The organism is Halopseudomonas sp. 4NH20-0008, assembly GCF_057548395.1.
The window spans coordinates 107,786-125,937 of the sequence record NZ_BAAJMD010000013.1 but is presented as its reverse complement, the minus strand read 5'-3'; the positions used below and the strand labels follow the sequence as shown (position 1 = coordinate 125,937).

Below are 18,152 nucleotides of genomic sequence, written 5' to 3'. Positions count from 1 at the left end.
CTTCTACACCGACTGGTCTTGGGGTTATCGTGTCCGTGCAGCGCTTGATTACAGTAACGTCTTTGCTGGCGTCAACCTGAGCCCGAACCTGACTTGGTCGCATGATGTTGAGGGTTATGGCCCGAACTTCACTGAAAACGCCAAGGCTATTAGCATCGGTCTGAACGCCGACTACGCCAACAAGTACACAGCCAGCCTGAGCTACACCGATTTCTTCGATGGTAAGTACAACACCAACGTTGATCGTGATTTCGTATCCGCAAGCCTCAGCGTAAGCTTCTAAGACTGGTAATTGGAGATAACAATAATGACTCAAATGAAAAAAACGCTGTTGGGTGCTGGTGGTCTGGCGCTGAGCCTGTTGGCTTCCAGCGTCATGGCCCAGGGCCTGACTCAGGCTGAGATCGACTCCCTGGGTGGTCCGGTACTGACCCCAGTGGGTGCCGAGCGCGCCGGTAATGCGGCGGGTACCATTCCCGAGTGGACCGGTGGTCTGGGTCCGGATTCCGGCCGCATGGTTGGCGACAACTTCCAGTCCAACCCCTTTGAGGGCGAGCAGCCCCAGTTCGTGATTACTGCCCAGAACTACCAGCAGTACCGCGACAACCTGACTCCTGGTCACATTGCGATGTTTGAACGCTATCCGGAAACCTTCCAGATGCCGGTCTATTCATCCCAGCGGACTGTGGGCTACCCGCAGTCTGTGTACGACCAGGTCAAGGCAACTGCCGGTCAGGCACGTCTGGTTAACGGCGGTGATGGCATTGATAACTTCTCGCACGGCACCTTCGCCTTCCCCATTCCCAAGAATGGCGTCGAAGTGGTGTGGAACCACAACACCCGCTACCGCGTAAACATCAAGCGTTGGTACATGCAGGCCATGCCGCAGACCAACGGTTCCTACACCCTGATCAAGCTGGAAGAGGAAGTAGGTTACCCGCAGTATATGGCTGACGTTGATGCCTCAAGCATTCCCAATACCCTGCTGTTCTTCAAGCAGCGTGTGAATGCACCGGCTCGTCTGGCCGGTAACGTACTGCTGGTACACGATACTCTGGATCAGTTGAAAGAGCCGCGCATGGCGTGGGTTTACAACGCCGGTCAGCGTCGCGTACGCCGTGCTCCACAGGTGGCTTATGACGGTCCAGGTACCGCGTCTGACGGTATGCGTACCTCTGACAACTTCGCCATGTACAACGGTGCACCTGATCGTTATGACTGGACCATGGTAGGCAAGAAGGAAGTCTTCATTCCTTACAACAGCTACATGATGGCCCAGCGTGACGTGACCTATGACGATGTACTCAAGCCGGGTCACATCAATCCGGAACACACCCGCTTCGAGCTGCACCGCGTTTGGGAAGTTCAGGGTAACGTGAAGGCCGGTCAGCGCCATATCTATGCTCAGCGTAACTTCTTCGTTGACGAGGATTCCTGGCTGATCGCGCATGCTGACCACTATGACGGTCGCGGTACTCTGTGGCGCGTAGGTGAAGGCCACGTAGGCTTCAACTATGTACAGAAGCTGCCGGGTTACTCCATCGAGACCCTGTATGACCTGCTGGCCGGTCGTTACATTGCCCTGGGCATGTACACCGAGGAAGTCTCTGCTCCGCAGTATGATTTCCAGCCCAGCTACAACCAGTTCACGCCGGCCGCGCTGCGCGCATCGGGTGTTCGTTAAGTTGTAATGCTGCTCAAGTAAGTGTTTGGGTTTTAAGGGGCATCCTCGGATGCCCCTTTTTTTGTCTGTTGAAAAAGGTAAAGCAGCGCTTGTGATCGAGGTGCGATTCGATCCTTCAAGGGAAACAAGAACTGATTTTTCTGGGATTGGCCGAGTTCCACCTCGGCTGGCGGTGGTGCGGTTGAGGTTGCTGGTCGAGATGGAACTCGACCTTCCCAGGAGCAGCAAAACCCTTCGCGGCGGGGCCGCCGCTCCTACCTGATTCTGGCTGTGGGGTGTTTTATATCGGACAGGGTGCGTGCTGTTGATGCCCATGGTCGAGATGGAGCTCGACCTTCCCAGGCAGAGGCTTACAAAGGATCTCGTGCAGTACATCTCGGTCAGCGGTGGTGCAGAAGAGATTGCTGGTCGAGATGGAACTCGACCTTGCTAGAAAAAATCCTTCGCGACGAGGCCGTCGCTCCCACCCATTCCTGAGTGTGACGAGTTTCACTCGGTAAGGACTGAGGCTTGCTCAGTCCAGCAAGCCCTCGAACGGCAGAAAGGCGACGGGTTGGCCTTCTTGAGCAAGCTGGCCGGCTGGCACAAGAACCAGGCCACTGGCGGCACTGGCGCTGCTGAGTACGCCGGAGCTCTGGTTACCTGCCAGCACAACGCGTCCCTGGTCGAGCCTGGCACGAAGGTATTCATCTCGGTTGCCCACACGCGTCGTACTGAAACCGGCTGGCAGACTCAAGCTTAGTAGCTCGGGTTGTTCGATACCCATGCGCCGCAGTAAGTAGGGTCTTACCAGCAGTACAAAGGTCACCAGGCTGGCCGCAGGATTGCCTGGCAAACCCAGCACCGGAGTATCGGCAAAGCGGCCTAGGGTAAAGGGTTTGCCTGGCTTGATGGCCAGTTTCCAAAGGACCACGTCACCCTGTTCTCGTAGTATTTGACCAAGGCAGTCGGCATCGCCAACGGACACACCGCCGGAGCTGATGATCAGGTCAACGTCCTGGCTCAGCTGTGTTAGCCGTTGCCGGGTGAGAACGGGGTCGTCAGCGAGAATGCCGCCATCAACGACGTTCTGACCAAGTCTTTGCAGGCAGCCGATCAAGGTATAGCGGTTGCTGTTATAGATTTGCCCAGGCCCAAGGGGGTGACCCGGTTCTATCAATTCGTCGCCGGTCGATACGACCGCCACCCGTAAGGGTTGACGCGTGACGACCTGATCAATGCCGACTGAGGCTATCAATCCCAATTCCTGCGGACGCAGTCGTGTGCCGGAAGGCAGCAGTAGGTCGCCTTGGCGAACATCCTGGCCTTTTTGACGAATATTCTGCCCTGGCGTGAGCGGTTCAGATAGCTTCACCAGACCGTCACTCATAACCTGGACCTGCTCTTGCATTTCTACACAGTCGGCGCCAGTTGGCACCGGGGCGCCGGTAAAGATGCGAGCGCAGCTACCCGCTTGCAAGGGTGCAGGCGCTATGCCGGCAAAGATCTGTTGGGTGACAGGTAAACCTGATTGCAGTGCCTGGGTCAGGTCATTGCTATTGAAGACATAACCGTCCATGGCACTGTTGTCCCATGGCGGCACATCGCAACCGGCCCGTATCGGGGAGGCCAGCACCGCACCCAGTGCCCGATGCAAAGGCAGATGCTCAATCGGGCGTTCAGGTTCACCTGCCGCCTGCTCCAGAATACGCTGAAGGGCACTGCTGACTGGCATCAAGCTCACGTGCGGGTGCCGCAGGCTGGTGCGCTGGCCAGGTGCTGGACAAAGTTGCAGGGCCGTGTGCGGCTATCAAGCTGTTCCTTGAGAATACCTGTCCAAGCGGTGCGGCAAGCGCCAGTTGAGCCAGGCATACAGACCACCAGGGTGCGGTTGGCCAGCCCAGCCAGGGCCCGGGACTGCAGGGTAGATGTGCCGATTTCGGTCCAGGACAGGTGCCGGAACAACTCGCCAAAACCGTCAACGGTTTTATCCAGCAACGGAGTGATTGCCTCGGGTGTGCTGTCGCGACCGGTGAAGCCTGTGCCGCCGGTGATCAGGATGACCTGTACCTCGGGTCGGGCAATCCAGTCGGATACCACCGCCCTGATTTGGTAGATGTCGTCAGGGTGAAGCTGGCGGTCAGCAAGAAAATGGCCGGCCTCTGTTGCGCTATCAGCCAGGAACTGTCCAGAGGTATCGGTTTCCAGGCTGCGGGTATCACTGACGGTCAGGATGGCGACATTGAGGGGTATAAAATCGGTGGTATTCTGGGCCATGGCAGGCAATCCTTGGTCAATCGATTCAATGCCTCTTTATATCACAGCAGACCCTATCGCCGGAGGCGAATCAATGCAGCAAATACCTCGACAGGCGCTCACTGCACTGCTGCTTGCAGGCGGGAAGGGTAGTCGTTTGGGTGGGCGTGACAAGGGACTGATGCTTTGGCATGGCGAGCCCATTGCACCTCAACTACTGAGTCTGGTCAGGCCGCTGGTGAGCGAGACCCTGATCAGTTGCAACCGTCATCAGGCGCAATACCAGGCCTGGGCAGATCGACTGGTTGCTGATGCAACGACGGATTATCCGGGTCCGCTGGCGGGTATCCTGAGTGGCCTGAAGGCCTGCCGTACAACCCATTTGTTGGTGTTGCCCTGTGATTTGCCGCATTTGAATCAGGCCTTGATCGAGGCCTTATTGGCACAGGCAGCCAGGACACCGGATCAGCCCTGTTTGATCAAGACGGGAGATAATTGGCAGCCCCTTCTGACGGTGATTCCATGCAGCTGTCTCGCCGCGCTTGAGGTCGCCTGGGCTGACGGCCAGCGCAGTCCGTTACGCTGGCTGTTGAGCCAGTCGCATCAGTATCTGGAGTTGCCAGCAACGGATAAACGGCTGCACAATGCCAACACGGCAGAGGACTGGCGTTAACGCCTGTTTAGCGCTAAGCCACTGCCGTGGCGGGATTTTTTGCGCGTTACCCCTTGCGCAAAAACGTCTTTTCGGTAAAATTCTGCACCATATCGGAGTGTAGCGCAGCCTGGTAGCGCGTCTCGTTCGGGACGAGAAGGTCGCTGGTTCGAATCCAGTCTCTCCGACCAATCAACTCTTCTGGCTCGCATGTCCCCAAGCCAGACGGACAAAAAAAGCCAGCATATATGCTGGCTTTTTTTGTCCTGGAATAACCGCAAAATCACTTTCGGGTTATTCCATCTCAGTTTTCCCTGATTCTCAAGCCACGACGCTGGGTACCCCAGCATCGTGGCTTTCATCAATCAGAAGCGGTAGTTCATGCCCACTTCAAAGGAACGCTCAGGACCAACATAGATGCCCTGACGCAGACCGGTGATATAACGCTTGTCAGTCAGGTTCTTCACCGCACCCTGCAGTCGCAGGTGATCGTTTACCTGATATTGGGCCAGCAGGTCGTACACGGTGTACGAGCGCATTTGTCCGCCCCAGATGCCGCCAGCCGCATCGGTAGGAATATCCTTGCGGTTGGTTGGGTCGCCATACTGATCGCCCCGGTAGTGCGCGTTGAGGGCCGTGCTTAGGCGACCCTGGGTGTAGTTGAGGGCGACGTTGGCCAGAAACTCGGGTGCATAGGGTAGACGATTACCCTCGTTGTCCCCGGAACGGAATTCCGATTTCGGTACCCAGGTGGCGTTGGTATCCAGACTGAAACCTGCGCCCAGTTCGATTGCCAGCGCGGCTTCCAGACCATAGTGCAGGGTCTTGCCGGCATTGGACTGCGACAGGTTAGGATCGCTGTTGCCGGTTACCACCTGATTGTCGAAGTCCATGTAAAAGGCGGTGACATCGTAGGTGTAGATACCCTGGCTGCCGCGCACACCGAACTCATAGTTGTCCGAGCGTTCACCATCCAGCTGCTGATCGACCAGACCATCCAGCGCCACCCCATTGGACGCCGGTGAGAAAGCCCGATAGGCGCCACCATAGAGCTGTGCAGCAGGGGCCAACTGATAGGTGAAGCCGACGCCTGGCAACACTTCAGTATTCCGTGTGCTTTCCGAGGCATTGACCGGGTTACCACTTTGTACTCGCTCACGACGGGTCTGCTCATAGGACTCGACGCGCAGACCAGGGGTGATCGCCAGGCGCTCGCTGAGGACAAAACGGTTCTGCACATAAGCGGCCAGACTCTCGGCCAGATCGGCCCGCTTGGCGAGCAAGTCGCCGCGCCGGTCACGCTCACGGGTAGCACCTATAGTGCGGTCGTCCGACTCTTCCTTCATGAAGCGCAGCCCGAACTCGGCCTCATTGATCAGACCAAAGAGGTCATGATCAAGGTTCAGGCGGGATTCCACGCCCCAGCGTTCGAAGCTGCGATTGTTGCCCCGCAGACTGTCGGTATAGACCCAGCGACCCGCCGCGTTGGATGCGGCGGTGTCAACCGCGTAACGCCAGTAGTCACGGCTCACTTCGCTCCAGTAAGCCAGGGTGCGCAGGGTGGCACGATCGTTCAGGTGCCATTCGTGATTGATGTCGAAGGCACGACGATCAGTGAGGAAGTAGTCATCCGGGGCCGGGTTGTAGGTTCGCCGATCACGGTAGTCCTCAAGCAACATGCCGCGGTAGGAGATGTTGGCGTCATTCTCGTACCAGGAGTACTTGAAGCCGATGTTCTGATTGTCGCCGATGGCAGTACCCGCTTTGAACATCAGATCGGTCATGTCGTAGTCGCGATCCAGAAAGCCATCACTCCGTGCCTTGGTCGCTACCAGGCCAGCATAGGCGTCACCAGACTCGCTGCGGCCGCCAGCCTCAAGCGTTGCTTCGCGGGTATTGAATGAACCGATCCGGGTGTTGAGCGCAACGCCATCAGGGGTTTTGGTTTGGTAGTTGATCACGCCACCGATGGTGGACGGACCATAGCGCAGCGAAGACGAGCCCTTGAGCACCTCGATACCTTCCATGCGCTGGATGCGCGGGTTGTAGTAGCGATCATTGCCAATAAACAGCCCCGGCGCCACCGGTACACCGTCCTCCAGAATCAGCGATTTCGACTCACTGGCCGACAGGCCACGAATACCGATATTACTGACCACAGCAGACTCTTCCTCGGTCTTGGCATTGATACCGGGAACCCGGCGAAGTACATCCTCGGTTGAGCTGGGCTGAATGCGCTCGATCTGTTCGCGATCAATAATGACCACGGCGCCAGTTTGACGTGAAATGGCATCCTGTTCGGAGCCAACAACCTGCATTGACGGCAGTTGTAGCGCGTTGGTGGTTTGCGCGACTACGCCCATGGGCAGCAAGGTTGCAGTCACGGCAAGTGCCAGACCATGGCGTTTGAACAGCTGTGTAGGCTTCATAAATTCATCCTGGATCGTGTGCGTTGGCATTATCTTTGGAGATGGGATGGCTTCTAGGTCCATTTGCGACGCGCACTATTAAATACTAATGATAATGGTTGTCAATAAGATTTGATTTAGATTTGCGTTTAATGTGATCAGGTACTGCTCACAGGCGCCATAATTTCTTTATTTTCGGCTATATGAGACTGACCTGTGCGGGAGCAGATTTTCAGCTGTGAGCAGACCCCATCCCTGCATGTCGCACTGCAGGGCGGAGTTGTTTATCGAGGCTGCAAGTGCCGATCAAGTACGCCTGGTCAGTCGCTTGAGCAGGCCTGGCTTTGGCGAGTTGAGTGCGTTGAGTAACGCTGTCGAGTCAATACGCTGACTATGATCAAAAGCCATACCGGCTTTCAATGCTGGCCATAGATGGGCGGGCAGCAGGGGTGGGCGTTGCAGGGTTTTGTCCTGCTCCATGGCTTTGGCCTGGCGGGCGGTGAGCCGACTGAAGGGGTGGTGACCGCTGCTGAGCTCATAGAGAATGCAGGCAGCCCCATAGACATCGGCGGCAGCGGTCAGAGCTTCGCCGTTCAGTAACTCAAGGGCGGCGTAACGCGGGGTCCAGGCGGCAATACGTGCCCGGCTGAGACGTGGCAAACCCGGCAAAAGGCCTTGTGTTGCCTGGCCCAGACCAAAATCAAAGAGCCTGAGACCATCCTCGGCCATGATGATGTTACTGGGCTTCAGGTCGCCGTGCAGAACGCCACGTTGGTGCGAAAAGCTCAAGGCCTGCAGTAGCGGCAAGGCTATCTCGCGCAGTTGCGTCCAGGGCATGCCTGAAGGATTGGCCTCGATCAGCTGGTCGAGGGTGGGCCCTTTGAGTAGCTCAAGGGTGATAAAGGCGCGTTGGCTTTGCTGGTCGACATCAAAGCCATAAAGCTGAACCACATGGGCGTGATGCAAGCGGCTGGTCAGGGCAAACTCACTGAACAGCAGGGCATTGGCGTCGGGATATTCGGCAAAGCTGTCGGTCAATGTCTTGAGCGCAACATAGGGTTGCGGGTCGCCATACTGGGCACGCAGAAGATCCCGCGCGCGATAGACCGCGCCCATGCCCCCCACACCGAGCAATCGCTCTATGTGATAGCGTTGGTTGAGGATATCCGGCAGCGGCACAACCCTTAAGGGTTCCGGGTCGCCAGGGGCTGTTTGAGCCTGTTGGTCAAAGGCAAAGTGATTCAGAGCGGACTCGGCGTCCTCTTCCTTGAGTGGCGCATTCATGGGGTTCTCCGGGAGGCTCATCGACGAATGACCACCGCGCTGATGTTGTCGCGCGCAGGGCCATCCAGGGCATGCTCGAACAGGCGTTCAAGCACCAGACTGGTCGAGGGTAAGCCCATAGCCGAATTGAGGGTGGTACTGGACAGGCTCTGGTATAGCCCGTCACTGCACAGTAGCAGGGTGTCACCTGGGTAGACGGTAAACTCGACCACATCCAGCATGAGTTTTTCACTGGCACCGACCGCGCGGGTCAGGGCGTTGGCCGAGGGGTGCGCCGAGGCCTGCTCGATGCTCATTTGCTGGTCTTCGAGTAACTCCTGAAGCAGCGAGTGATCACGTGACATCTGATACAGGTTGCCGCTACGCCACAGGTAGCAGCGGCTGTCCCCAGCCCAGATACAGACGGCGCGATCCTCCTCGACCAGCAGGGCCACGACGGTGCTGCCCATGACCGGGTCGGGTTTGTCCGCATCCAGAGTCAGGTCACGCGACAGGCGCCTGTTCAGGTCGTGCAGGGCTTGCCGCAGCTCCTTGACCCGGCGGTCCAGATCACTGCCGCCGGGCAATTCGGACAGTCTTTCAACGATCATGCGGCTAGCCAACGCACCGTTCTGGTGGCCGCCCATACCGTCCGCCACAACCCATAAGCCGCGCTCTGGCAACGCCAGAAAGGCATCTTCATTGCGCGAGCGGACCTTGCCGGTATCGGTTCTGGCGGCACTGCGCCAGGGGGTCAAAAGCTCCATCAGATCCTCGCTGGCAAGTTAAAGCTGCGCAGCAGACTCAAGTCAAACGGGTTGGGTGAGCGCTGGCTATGCAGCAAATAGTTGGCGCGCATACCGCCCAGATTGGCCTTGAGAATCAGCACATCGCGGTCGGTATGGTGGTCGACCTCAAGCTGATCCAGCAGGCGAAACAGTGACCAGGCACCGGCATTGTGATCCAGTGTCATGCGCCGACCACCGAGGTCCTCGACCATCAGGCTGCTGCGGCTGTTTTCTGCCGCTGCGGGCCAACTGAAGGCTGTTTGAATGATTGGGCCGTGGCGATACTCCATGTTCTGGTTACCCAGGCGGAAGTTGGCCCGACCCAGGTTGGAGTCGAGCAGGAAGGGCTCCAGTCGAAACTGCACCTGTGGCTCTGCCGGATTTTCTGCGAAGAAACTACGCCGAATGGTCTCTGCACGGCCCATTTGTGCGAGAAATTCGCGCGAGACGGGCAAGCCCCGACCATCCACCTGACGCACCCGGTACTGCCCGGCGCTGCCGGTGACGAAGGGTTTGAGGTAGCGATCAAAGAACACATCGGCAGTGCCCTGGGGTTTGAAGAACTCGCGAAAATCCGCCAGCGCCACTTCGCTTTCGCTATCCGTACTGAAGGGGTAGCGCTGACCGACCGAACGCCGGTAATCCGCCAGCAGTTCGCTGCGGTAGCGTTGGCTGACATACTGATGGGCGTCATTGAGCACCAGCATCCAGCTGTCTTCAGCCAGGGATTTGAACCAGTTGCCAACCGGCTGCGGCAGGCGCGCAGCACTGGCGCGGACCTGATTGATGGCGTCCTGTTGGCCCCTGACACGGGCCTTGGCCATATCGAAGGCGGCCTGCTCAGGCGCACTGGCGTGTGCCAGGCCATTGAGTTGGACCTGCATGGCGTCCAGTGCCTGCAGGGCCAGGACCAGTTCCGGTCCGGGGGTGCCATCGGTGACCAGCAGTTGATGCAGCTCCTCGAAACGTCGCTCCAGTGCTCGCTGTGCCGCACTGGGTGCCCGGCTGGCAGGTCCGGCAGTCAGATCATCATTGCTGCTGAAACGGGTGTTATGCCGTACCTCTTCGAGCAGTTTGATGATCGGCGAGTTGGCTGAGGTCAGGCCGTTGAGCTGTTGCACGCCTTCGGCAATGCCTGGCAGCGGGTCTACTGCCAGCAAGGCCAGGGCTTCACTCCAGTGGTTGGCGTATTCGGCAAAATACAGCTGTTCCATTTCCGCCATCAGGCGTGCCATGTCCTGGGAACTGAGTGTATCGCTGTCACCCAGTACCCAGTTGTCGCGCAGCATGTTCTGTACCAGGTCGTTGCCCTGGGCCACAAACATTTGCTCATAACCGTCGCGGGTAAAGAAGCCGGGGATGATGTTCTGGCTGCTGGTCAGCATGTTGCCGCGAGGACCGAGCTGATTCATCAGGCGGTATTCCGGCAGACGCGAGGCCTGATCCCTGAGGGTACGGTAGAGCACACTGGCCAATGATTCGCTGCGCAGGTACTGACGCGCTTCGGCTACCAGGGCATTGTCCAGTTGATAGGCACGGAACGGCCGCGACAACAGGCGTTCAAAGTGACCGTTGAGACCGGCCTGCACCTTGGTGTTGCCGGGGTAGCGCTGGGACCAGTCATCGGCCATCCAGGCACTGAGATACTCAGGCTCACGGCGTTCACGCATGTTCAGCATCAGGTAGGCACGCAGGCTACCAAAAAGTTTTTCGCGGTCATGCAGACTGGACAGAATCTGCTCTTCGAGACGCTGCCCAACACGGGTCAGCAGCAGGCTTTCCAGTTCGTCACGGTAGTCCTGGTCTAGCTCTGGATTAACCTCCTGCCCTTGAAACAGGCCGGCACGTTCGCGCCAACGCGTGTCTTCACGCGCTGCAAAGATGTCGGTGGCCTTGTAGCGGCTATCCAGAATACTCAGCGTGCGTCCCACATCATCGCCGCTGGGACTCTGTTGTTGCAGTCGATCAAGCGACTGGGCCAGTCCACGTAGCTGTTCCAGCTTGCCGTGGTTGACCGAGAAACTATGTGCCCAGACCAGCCCGACAATCAGTAGGCAGGCTGCGGCACTGGCATAGAGAATGCGCTGGCGCCAGTCGATACGCTTGATCTCGCGCTGATCCAGTCCGGCCAGTTCGGACTCCGGGAAAATCACCCTGCTCAGCAGGTGCTTGATAAAGCGCGCCTTACCGCTACGCACCGTGGGCAGGTCGCTGGTAACCGGACCCAGATTACGGCCAATGCTGGCGGTCATGGGATCGATATCACCGCGCATCTGCGGGGCGCTGGTCAGATAAAAACCGCGCAGCTGACTGGCGCGCTGATAGCGGTTGCCGGAAAAGGCCAGTTCAATAAACAGGCTCAGTTGTTCGCTGAGGCGGCTGAGTTGCAGCGGGAAGTCGAGTATGCGTCCGCGGCGCTGAGTATCGCGTTCCTGGTGCATGCGCATGATCACCTGGCTGTTGAGGCGGCGCAGCAGCTCTTCGAATTCATCCCGGACCACGGTGATATCCGTGCCTTCCTGTTCCTGGCGGAAGGTCGCGCCCAGCACCTGATCGCTTTCATCAGCGGATAACTGGTCGAAATACTCCTCGAAGCCGGGAATCCGGTCGGCTTTGCTGAGGACCAGATAGACCGGTACTTCGACACCGAGCTTCTGGTTTATGTCGATCAGCCGTTGGCGGGTCTGGCGCGCCAGGGTTTCCAGTTCCAGTTCGTTGTCGCTGAGCAGTTGTTCGATCGACAGGTTGACCAGCACGCCATTCAGTGGGCGCTGGCGACGGTTGCGCAGCAGGCCCAGCAGCGTCTGCCAGCCGATGCCATCCACGTGAGGGTCCGGTTGCGTCAGGTAGCGGCCGGCGGTATCGATCAGCACCGCATGCTCGGCAAAATACCAATCGGCATAGCGAGTGCCGGTGATATCACGGGTCAGGCGCTGTTGCTCGCCCTTGTTCAGCGGGAACTCCAGGCCGGAAAAGTCCAGCAGGCTGGTCTTGCCGCTGGATTGCGGGCCCATGACCAGATACCAGGGCAACTCACTGCGCCAGCGCTCACTGCGGCCCTTGTACAGGCTGGAGCGACTGAGGGTGCGCAGGGCTTGCTTGAAGCGGCCATGCAGCTCCATCTGCTCTTCGACGATCAGGCCTTCGCGGCGCGCGCGTTCGGCCGCATCGGCATCGTTTTCCTCGGCTTTCTTGCGTGCACTGGCCTTCCAGCTGCTGTAGACCAGGCTCAAGCCCCAGGTCAGGAACAGCAGGCTGATGGTCAGCAGACGGCTGGTTGCTGAGCCCCAGGGTTTACGGTCGTTGATGGCCAGCGCCGGACCGGCGTACCAGATAATGGCGGCAATACCGAGAACCAGTACCAGGCTCCAGACCCAGTTGCGCTTGAACAGGGTCATACTCTTGAGTAATACGGATTTTGCATTCATTGCGCGTCGTCCCTGAGCGTGCTGTCGATAAGGCTGGACTGCAGTTGTTCATAGTTCTGCAGAATGCTCTGACGCTGCTCGTCCAGTACCCAGGTAAAGCCGCCGTAAATGACGGCCAGACAAATCAGCGTAAAGAGCGTGATGACCCACCAGGGCACCACCCGCACAAACTGACCGCGGGCATCCTTCAGACCCTGCCAGTGGGGTGAGACTTCCCGGGGAATATCGCCGCGCAGTTGGCGGATCTGGCGGTACAGGCTGTCTCGAATGACTTCGAGCTCCAGTGTGCCGCGGGGCATGACCCGGTATTTGCCCTCAAAGCCGAGGGACAGGCACAGGTACATCAGCTCGAGCAAGTGCAGATGCTTGACCGGATTGCGCGATAGCCGCTCGAGTAACTGGAAGAACTTTTCACCACCAAAGGTCTCGTTGTGAAAGCTGCTCAGTAGACTCATCTGCGACCAGGCACTTTCATTGCCCCAGGGGGTGGTGACCACTGCTTCGTCGATGGCTGTACAAAGCACATAACGCGCTGCCATGACCTCACTGCTGTCGCCGCCATCCTGCAGGGCGCGGTGTTCAAACAGCTTGATCTCCGCGACCAGACGATCCTTCAGGGCGTGCAGGTCCTCGGCCTGATAGCTGTTTTTCAGTCGGACCACTTCCGAGAGCAGTGCCGCGGCCATGGCAATCAGCGGGTTGAGGCTGAGGTTAACGCCCTCGCTGGCACGTCGGCGGGTGGCGTAGATCATCCGCTGTTCCATCTTTTCCAGCTTGGGTGGCGCGGAAAAGTCGGTTAGCGGCGTCTGTGCCGGCAGATCACCGTTGCGGTTGAGAATGACCGTCTGGTCGTCCTTGCTGTAATCCATTTCCTTGATCATGGTGTCAGTTCCTGATGGCCCAGAATGTCAGCTCGAGTTGCGGGAATTCGCCTGAAACGTGGAAGGCAAATCCACCCGAGCGTTCAAGTTGCGCCAGCTCTTCGGAGTTGAGTTCCAGCGCGAAATAGGTCTTGCCTGAATGGAAAGGTATCTGCCGTGGTGCGACGGGCAGCGGTTTGACGCGGATGCCCGGCAGATGCAGATTGACCAGTTGGCGAATGCGTTCGACCGGGCCAATCTTCAGGTGCGCCGGCAAGCGCTGGCGGAGCTCTTCCGAGTCGCACTGAGCACTGGCCGCGAGGACAAAGGACGAGGTAGCCAGCAGCTTGTGATCCTGTAACGGCGAGACCTGAATACCGTACTGGCGCTGCTGCAGAGCCAGCTCGACGGCGTGTTGCTCCAGTACCATGGACAGCACTTGACGCAGTGCATCCATCAGCTTGCGAAAGCTGGTAGCCTGATCGCTGTGCAGGTAACGACTATCCAGCTTGGGTCTTTTGCTGTCGCTGGAGAAGGTTGCCAGCTCGCCCAATAGGCCCAGCAGTTCACGGTACAGCAGCTCCGGATGAAGCTGATCCGAGGTCAGGTGGTGGCGCAGGATGGGCTCGTGCCGGTTGATCAGCTGCAGCATCATGAAGTCACCGACCTCAGCACCACTGACCTTGCCACTGGCCTTGATCCGCTCAGCCAGAATGTCACCGCGGTGGGTGAGCATGCTGATCACTTCTTTCAGGCAGGAGAGCAGAAAAGGGCTGGTATGCAGGTGCAGGTAAGTTGGGACAAACTCGCTGTCCAGACTGACTACGCCGTCAGGTGTGGTATCGAGGATGTGACAGAGCTTGATCTTGACGAAGGCCGGGTCATCAACTTCGCTACCCATGACCAGACGAAAATCCGGTGAGCCACAGTTGATCTGGCTGCTGGTGTCATCACCGGCGTTGGAGTCAGTCACCTCTTCTTCGCTGGCAATATAGCGTGCCAGTACGTCCTTTTGCTCCGGGCGGCGGGTTTCGACATGGTTGCCGGTTACCAGTGGCAGCGCCAGATAGACAGCGCTGTTGCTGGTATTGGCAGGAATATCCAGTGCCAGCGGTTCGCGCTCGGCACCCAGTTCGAACAGGCTGCCATCGGGCAGCATGCCGCTGGCTTCGCTGACTACCAGCTTGCCCATGGCTAGAAACTGTTTGTCGATGTCCAGTGTGAAATAGCCCCAGGAGGCAGACTGCATCAGCAGTGTGCGGGACTTCATCTGATGCTCATAGTATCGGTCATGCTGCTGGAAATGCTGCGGGCGCAGCAGCATGCCCTCATGCCAGACCACTTTACGGGTTGTCATGCTCAGTTTCCTTTCGCGCTGTCGCTGCCCTGCGGGCCGATGCTCAGTTCGTCGAGGTAGAGGCTGACTTCATTGCGTGCACCGGGGCGCAGGGAGATCACGGTACGCCAGTCGGCCTCGGGCAGATTGCGGTAGGCCGCGATCACGCCGATGTAGCGTCCCTGTTCGGTGGTCGTCAGCTTGAGTACCTGTTTTTCACCGGGGCGCAGTTCCAGTTCTTCACTGGCAATCAGGTCCATCGACAGCACCTCTGGCGCCTGCTGATACAGGGCAAAGAACTCGGTGTGCTCGAAGGCAACCGGGTTTTTCAGCTCATAGAGTCGAATAACGATGGGTGAAGGGCGACCATTCAGATCCGGGTTCAGCGTACGACTGCCCTCCAGGGTCAGGTCGATGCGGGTAACGGAGTTGGACTGCAAAATCGCGCAGCCGCTGAGGCTGAGCAAGGGGAGCAGCAGGGACAACAGAGCAATACGCAGCATGGCATTCATCCTTGGATATCGGTGTTCAGGGTGGCAATCAGGCGAATCTGTTCTTCATAGGCCATGGCAAAATCACGTGCGAACAGACGTTTACTCCAATCGTCGTTGCTTTGCATGGCCTGATACAGCTTGGTGTAGGCACGCCAGCGGCCACCGGCGGTATTCAACAGTGATTTGTTTTCACGCTCGAAACGCAGGGTCAGTTGCTCGGGTGACAGGTGCTCGAACATGGCCTTGACTGCCGCCCGGCTGGCGGCACTGAGGGCCACCTGGTGCGCCTGCAGATCACGGAAGGCGCGTCCAACCGCATGGTTGGCGGGCATCTGCCCGGGGTCCTGACGACGCAGCAATGCGGTCATGGCCTCGCCACCATCGGCGGTATGTTTCAGCGGGTTATTACCTGCGCTCTGCACCGTGGTCTGCGCCAGGCGCATGTCGGCCTTCAGTTCACTGCGGGTTTTGAGGCTTTGTTGCAGATTGCCTATGCATTGCCGCAGCAGTGCCGCCGAACTCAGTGCCAGGGCTTCACGCTGCTCGTCGCTGAGGCCGTCGAGACTGACGCCCAGTGCCTGCTCGTACTTGGCCCAGAAAGTCGAAGGCAGGGTTTCCCGAATGGCCGGTTGGGGTGCAGGAGCCGGTGGTGGAGGCGGTGGAATCAGCTCCGGTACCGTCAGGCTTTCGGTGTCGATACGGGCATGATCCTGCGGTTGTAGGGGCACTTCCTTGAACTCGCTGACCGGTTCCAGCAGCGACAGGGAGTCGCCCTGATAGTGCATGCGCTCCTGCTGATCCAGGGCATTCAGCGGATCAAGGTCAAGGAAGGCATCATCCGGGATGATGCTGCCGGTTGGCTGACTGTGGTGCAGCCCGGTTTCGAAGTGGGTCGGGTCCTGAATCAGCTTGGCGCGGATTTCAAACTCGCCCAGGCAGTAAACGTTGCCATGTTCGATGCGCACCGCCTGCCCTTTCGACAGGGGCATGCCACTGTTCTTGATCTGAATGCCGTTGCTGCTGGTATCCGTCAGAAAGAAGGCGCCGTTGTCATAGCTGACCAACGCATGACGGCCGGAAATCACCCGATTGCGGTCCGGGATGACCCAGTCGCAATCATCGCTGCGGCCGATAATGCCGCCGGCGTGTCTGAAGGTTTTGCTGGCAGCCATACCCGGAATCTGCTGCGGGGCGCTAACCATATCGAAAACCAGTTCCATGGTGAAAAGCTCCTGTATTGATCAGTTGGAACGGCTGGTAGCCTGCGGCTCACCCAGTGGACGGTAGTCTTTCAGGCTGCCGGTGCCACAGCCGGTGGCGAACAGCAGGGCCGCAAGTGACAGCAGGGCGATAGAGCAGATTGATTTGTTCATGTAGCTAGTTCCTCATTGCTGGATGATTGCCGGGCGTCACAAGGGCTGCCAGGGCGTGGCAAACCAGCTTGACCGCCAGACTAATGGCTGTTCTGGGCATTGTTCTTGTCTCTGGCCTTGGCCTCGGCTGGGTTGATATTCAGACGCTGCATGCGGTAAAGCAGGGTGCGGCGTGGCAGGCCCAGCTCTGTGGCGGCAAGGGTCTGGTTGCCCTGATTGCGTTGCAGTGAGTCGAGCAGCAGGTTGCGTTCAACGCGTTCGAGGCGTTCGCGCAAGCTCAGACTCGGACCAGCCTGGCTGTCCTTTGGCAGGTTGAAATGCTCCTGCAACAGCAGGTTGCCGTCGCACAGCAGCATGGCCCGGGCAATCATGCCCTTGAGTTCGCGAACGTTTCCGGGGAAGTGGTAGCTACTCAACAGCTCCAGGGTGCCTTCGGCCCAGTAACAGGTCTCACGCTGCAAAAAACAGCAGGCATCCTCGACGAAGCGGCGTGCCAGTAACTGAATGTCGTCACTGCGTTCACGCAGGGGCGGCAGTTCAATCGGAAAGTGGCTGAGCCGGTAGTAGAGGTCTTCACGGAACTGGCCAGCACGGACCATTTCATGCAGGTCCTGATGGGTCGCGGCAATAATCCGCACATCGACCTTGTGGGTTTCATTACTGCCCAGAGGGCGTACTTCGCCCTCCTGCAACACGCGCAGCAATTTGGCTTGCAGCGACAACGGCATATCGCCTATTTCATCAAGAAACAGGGTGCCGCCATTGGCTGCATCGAGCAGCCCTTTGCGATCCTGTTCAGCACCGGTGAAGGCTCCCTTGCGATAACCAAAGAGTTCACTTTCAAGCAGGCTCTCCGGCAGCGCGGCACAGTTCTGCACGATCAGCGGCTTGGTTCGACGTGAACCATAATCATGGATGGCCTTGGCGACCAGTTCCTTGCCTGTGCCGCTTTCGCCGGTGAGCAATACCGTCACCGGGTTGTGCAGTACCTTGCCAATCAGTTGATAGACCCCCTGCATGGCTTCACTGTCGCCAATCAGGCCATAGCCACGGCTGTTTCCGGTGCTGGCGGGCAGGGGCTCGTTGGTCGGCTGTTGGCCAACATGCAACTGGTTGAGCATCTGCATCTGGGCGCTTGAAAAGTCGCCAAGCAAACGTAACGAGTGAGCAAAACACTGCAGGTCAGTAGCGGCATGGCTGGCAATCAGCAGGAGGCCGCTGATATGTTCCTGGCCATCACGAATGGGCAGACACAACAGGCTTCTCCAGTTGCTGCCGAGGGAGGGTAGAAAACTGGTATCACAGGTACTGCTGTCCAGATTGGGGATGTTCAATACTTCGTTTTGGCACAGGCTGTATTGCAGTAATTGTTCTTCGTTGTAATCGCTCGGCAGGGCGCCACTGTCAACCGCGTTGAGCTGACCATCCAGCCAGTTTGCCGCGAGCAGCAGGCGGGTATGTGTGGCATCCAGCAAATACAGCTGACACAACGGACAGCCAGTCAGCTCGGCAACCGCCGTGACTAGATGATCCTGCAGCTGGCGACTGTTGCGCAGTCGGGCCAATTGGGCAAACTCGGCCAACAGCGCTTCTGCATAATGTAGCGGTTGGGCGAGCGGATCGAACAGGGC

Annotated in this window: 15 protein-coding genes and 1 tRNA gene; 4 read left to right on the top strand and 12 right to left on the bottom strand. The window is 58.3% G+C overall.

The genetic code is table 11. The features are described from left to right. A partial coding sequence (locus AC27HQ_RS13680) for a DUF1302 family protein (protein WP_487156734.1) occupies window positions 1-283 on the top strand: 283 nt, incomplete at its 5' end. Between the two features lie 33 nt (window positions 284-316). Then, entirely contained in the window at window positions 317-1,684 is a 1,368-nt protein-coding gene (locus AC27HQ_RS13675; protein ID WP_487156739.1) for a DUF1329 domain-containing protein, read from the top strand. Window positions 1,685-2,198: 514 nt separating this feature from the next. Here the strand turns inward: AC27HQ_RS13675 and AC27HQ_RS13670 are convergent. Further along, the gene (locus AC27HQ_RS13670; protein WP_487156733.1) at window positions 2,199-3,398 is read right to left on the bottom strand and encodes a molybdopterin molybdotransferase MoeA; all 1,200 of its coding nucleotides are present in this window, start codon (window positions 3,396-3,398) and stop codon (window positions 2,199-2,201) included. Between the two features lie 5 nt (window positions 3,399-3,403). Next, window positions 3,404-3,940, bottom strand: coding sequence for a molybdenum cofactor biosynthesis protein B (gene moaB, locus AC27HQ_RS13665; RefSeq protein WP_487156732.1), 537 nt, complete (start codon window positions 3,938-3,940; stop codon window positions 3,404-3,406). 82 nt (window positions 3,941-4,022) lie between these two features. On the opposite strand from moaB, the gene mobA reads away from it, so the two are divergent. Together mobA and AC27HQ_RS13655 are read left to right on the top strand one after the other, a co-directional pair. Then, window positions 4,023-4,592: a molybdenum cofactor guanylyltransferase MobA gene (mobA, locus tag AC27HQ_RS13660; protein WP_487156738.1), complete on the top strand. Its 570-nt coding sequence runs from the start codon at window positions 4,023-4,025 to the stop codon at window positions 4,590-4,592. Between the two features lie 93 nt (window positions 4,593-4,685). Next, window positions 4,686-4,762 (top strand) — tRNA-Pro (locus AC27HQ_RS13655). Window positions 4,763-4,936: 174 nt separating this feature from the next. Here the strand turns inward: AC27HQ_RS13655 and AC27HQ_RS13650 are convergent. The 10 genes from AC27HQ_RS13650 to AC27HQ_RS13605 form a co-directional block, all read right to left on the bottom strand. After that, window positions 4,937-7,000: a TonB-dependent receptor family protein gene (locus AC27HQ_RS13650; RefSeq protein WP_487156731.1), complete on the bottom strand. Its 2,064-nt coding sequence runs from the start codon at window positions 6,998-7,000 to the stop codon at window positions 4,937-4,939. Between the two features lie 285 nt (window positions 7,001-7,285). Next, complete coding sequence (locus AC27HQ_RS13645) at window positions 7,286-8,263, bottom strand: serine/threonine-protein kinase (protein WP_487156730.1); 978 nt, start codon at window positions 8,261-8,263, stop codon at window positions 7,286-7,288. Window positions 8,264-8,280: 17 nt separating this feature from the next. Beyond that, window positions 8,281-9,009: a PP2C family protein-serine/threonine phosphatase gene (locus AC27HQ_RS13640; protein WP_487156729.1), complete on the bottom strand. Its 729-nt coding sequence runs from the start codon at window positions 9,007-9,009 to the stop codon at window positions 8,281-8,283. Beyond that, window positions 9,009-12,458: a type VI secretion system membrane subunit TssM gene (gene tssM / locus AC27HQ_RS13635; RefSeq protein ID WP_487156728.1), complete on the bottom strand. Its 3,450-nt coding sequence runs from the start codon at window positions 12,456-12,458 to the stop codon at window positions 9,009-9,011. The genes AC27HQ_RS13640 and tssM overlap by 1 nt, the downstream gene beginning before the upstream one ends. Further along, window positions 12,455-13,339 (bottom strand): type IVB secretion system protein IcmH/DotU, encoded by an 885-nt coding sequence (gene icmH, locus AC27HQ_RS13630; protein ID WP_487156727.1) that lies wholly within the window; start codon window positions 13,337-13,339, stop codon window positions 12,455-12,457. Before icmH ends, tssM begins: the two co-directional genes overlap by 4 nt. Before the next feature lie 4 nt (window positions 13,340-13,343). Further along, complete coding sequence (gene tssK, locus AC27HQ_RS13625; protein ID WP_487156726.1) at window positions 13,344-14,675, bottom strand: type VI secretion system baseplate subunit TssK; 1,332 nt, start codon at window positions 14,673-14,675, stop codon at window positions 13,344-13,346. 2 nt (window positions 14,676-14,677) lie between these two features. Then, window positions 14,678-15,157: a type VI secretion system lipoprotein TssJ gene (gene tssJ, locus AC27HQ_RS13620; protein ID WP_487156725.1), complete on the bottom strand. Its 480-nt coding sequence runs from the start codon at window positions 15,155-15,157 to the stop codon at window positions 14,678-14,680. Window positions 15,158-15,162: 5 nt separating this feature from the next. Next, the gene (tagH, locus tag AC27HQ_RS13615) at window positions 15,163-16,368 is read right to left on the bottom strand and encodes a type VI secretion system-associated FHA domain protein TagH (RefSeq protein ID WP_487156724.1); all 1,206 of its coding nucleotides are present in this window, start codon (window positions 16,366-16,368) and stop codon (window positions 15,163-15,165) included. 21 nt (window positions 16,369-16,389) lie between these two features. Next, a complete protein-coding gene (locus tag AC27HQ_RS13610; protein ID WP_487156723.1) occupies window positions 16,390-16,521 on the bottom strand; it encodes a type VI secretion protein in 132 nt (43 codons plus the stop codon). Window positions 16,522-16,601: 80 nt separating this feature from the next. Further along, on the bottom strand, window positions 16,602-18,149 hold the full coding sequence (locus AC27HQ_RS13605; RefSeq protein WP_487156737.1) for a sigma 54-interacting transcriptional regulator: 1,548 nt from the start codon (window positions 18,147-18,149) through the stop codon (window positions 16,602-16,604). Window positions 18,150-18,152: the final 3 nt, after the last annotated feature.

What these genes read in the sequence shown, in the direction of transcription:
- moaB (WP_487156732.1), bottom strand. Translation starts at nt 3,940, where the DNA reads ATGGCCCAGAATACCACCGATTTTATACCCCTCAATGTCGCCATCCTG.
- tssM (WP_487156728.1), bottom strand. Translation starts at nt 12,458, where the DNA reads ATGAATGCAAAATCCGTATTACTCAAGAGTATGACCCTGTTCAAGCGC.
- AC27HQ_RS13670 (WP_487156733.1), bottom strand. Translation starts at nt 3,398, where the DNA reads ATGCCAGTCAGCAGTGCCCTTCAGCGTATTCTGGAGCAGGCGGCAGGT.
- AC27HQ_RS13610 (WP_487156723.1), bottom strand. Translation starts at nt 16,521, where the DNA reads ATGAACAAATCAATCTGCTCTATCGCCCTGCTGTCACTTGCGGCCCTG.
- AC27HQ_RS13640 (WP_487156729.1), bottom strand. Translation starts at nt 9,009, where the DNA reads ATGGAGCTTTTGACCCCCTGGCGCAGTGCCGCCAGAACCGATACCGGC.
- AC27HQ_RS13650 (WP_487156731.1), bottom strand. Translation starts at nt 7,000, where the DNA reads ATGAAGCCTACACAGCTGTTCAAACGCCATGGTCTGGCACTTGCCGTG.
- tssK (WP_487156726.1), bottom strand. Translation starts at nt 14,675, where the DNA reads ATGACAACCCGTAAAGTGGTCTGGCATGAGGGCATGCTGCTGCGCCCG.
- tagH (WP_487156724.1), bottom strand. Translation starts at nt 16,368, where the DNA reads ATGGAACTGGTTTTCGATATGGTTAGCGCCCCGCAGCAGATTCCGGGT.
- icmH (WP_487156727.1), bottom strand. Translation starts at nt 13,339, where the DNA reads ATGATCAAGGAAATGGATTACAGCAAGGACGACCAGACGGTCATTCTC.
- AC27HQ_RS13645 (WP_487156730.1), bottom strand. Translation starts at nt 8,263, where the DNA reads ATGAATGCGCCACTCAAGGAAGAGGACGCCGAGTCCGCTCTGAATCAC.
- tssJ (WP_487156725.1), bottom strand. Translation starts at nt 15,157, where the DNA reads ATGCTGCGTATTGCTCTGTTGTCCCTGCTGCTCCCCTTGCTCAGCCTC.
- AC27HQ_RS13675 (WP_487156739.1), top strand. Translation starts at nt 317, where the DNA reads ATGAAAAAAACGCTGTTGGGTGCTGGTGGTCTGGCGCTGAGCCTGTTG.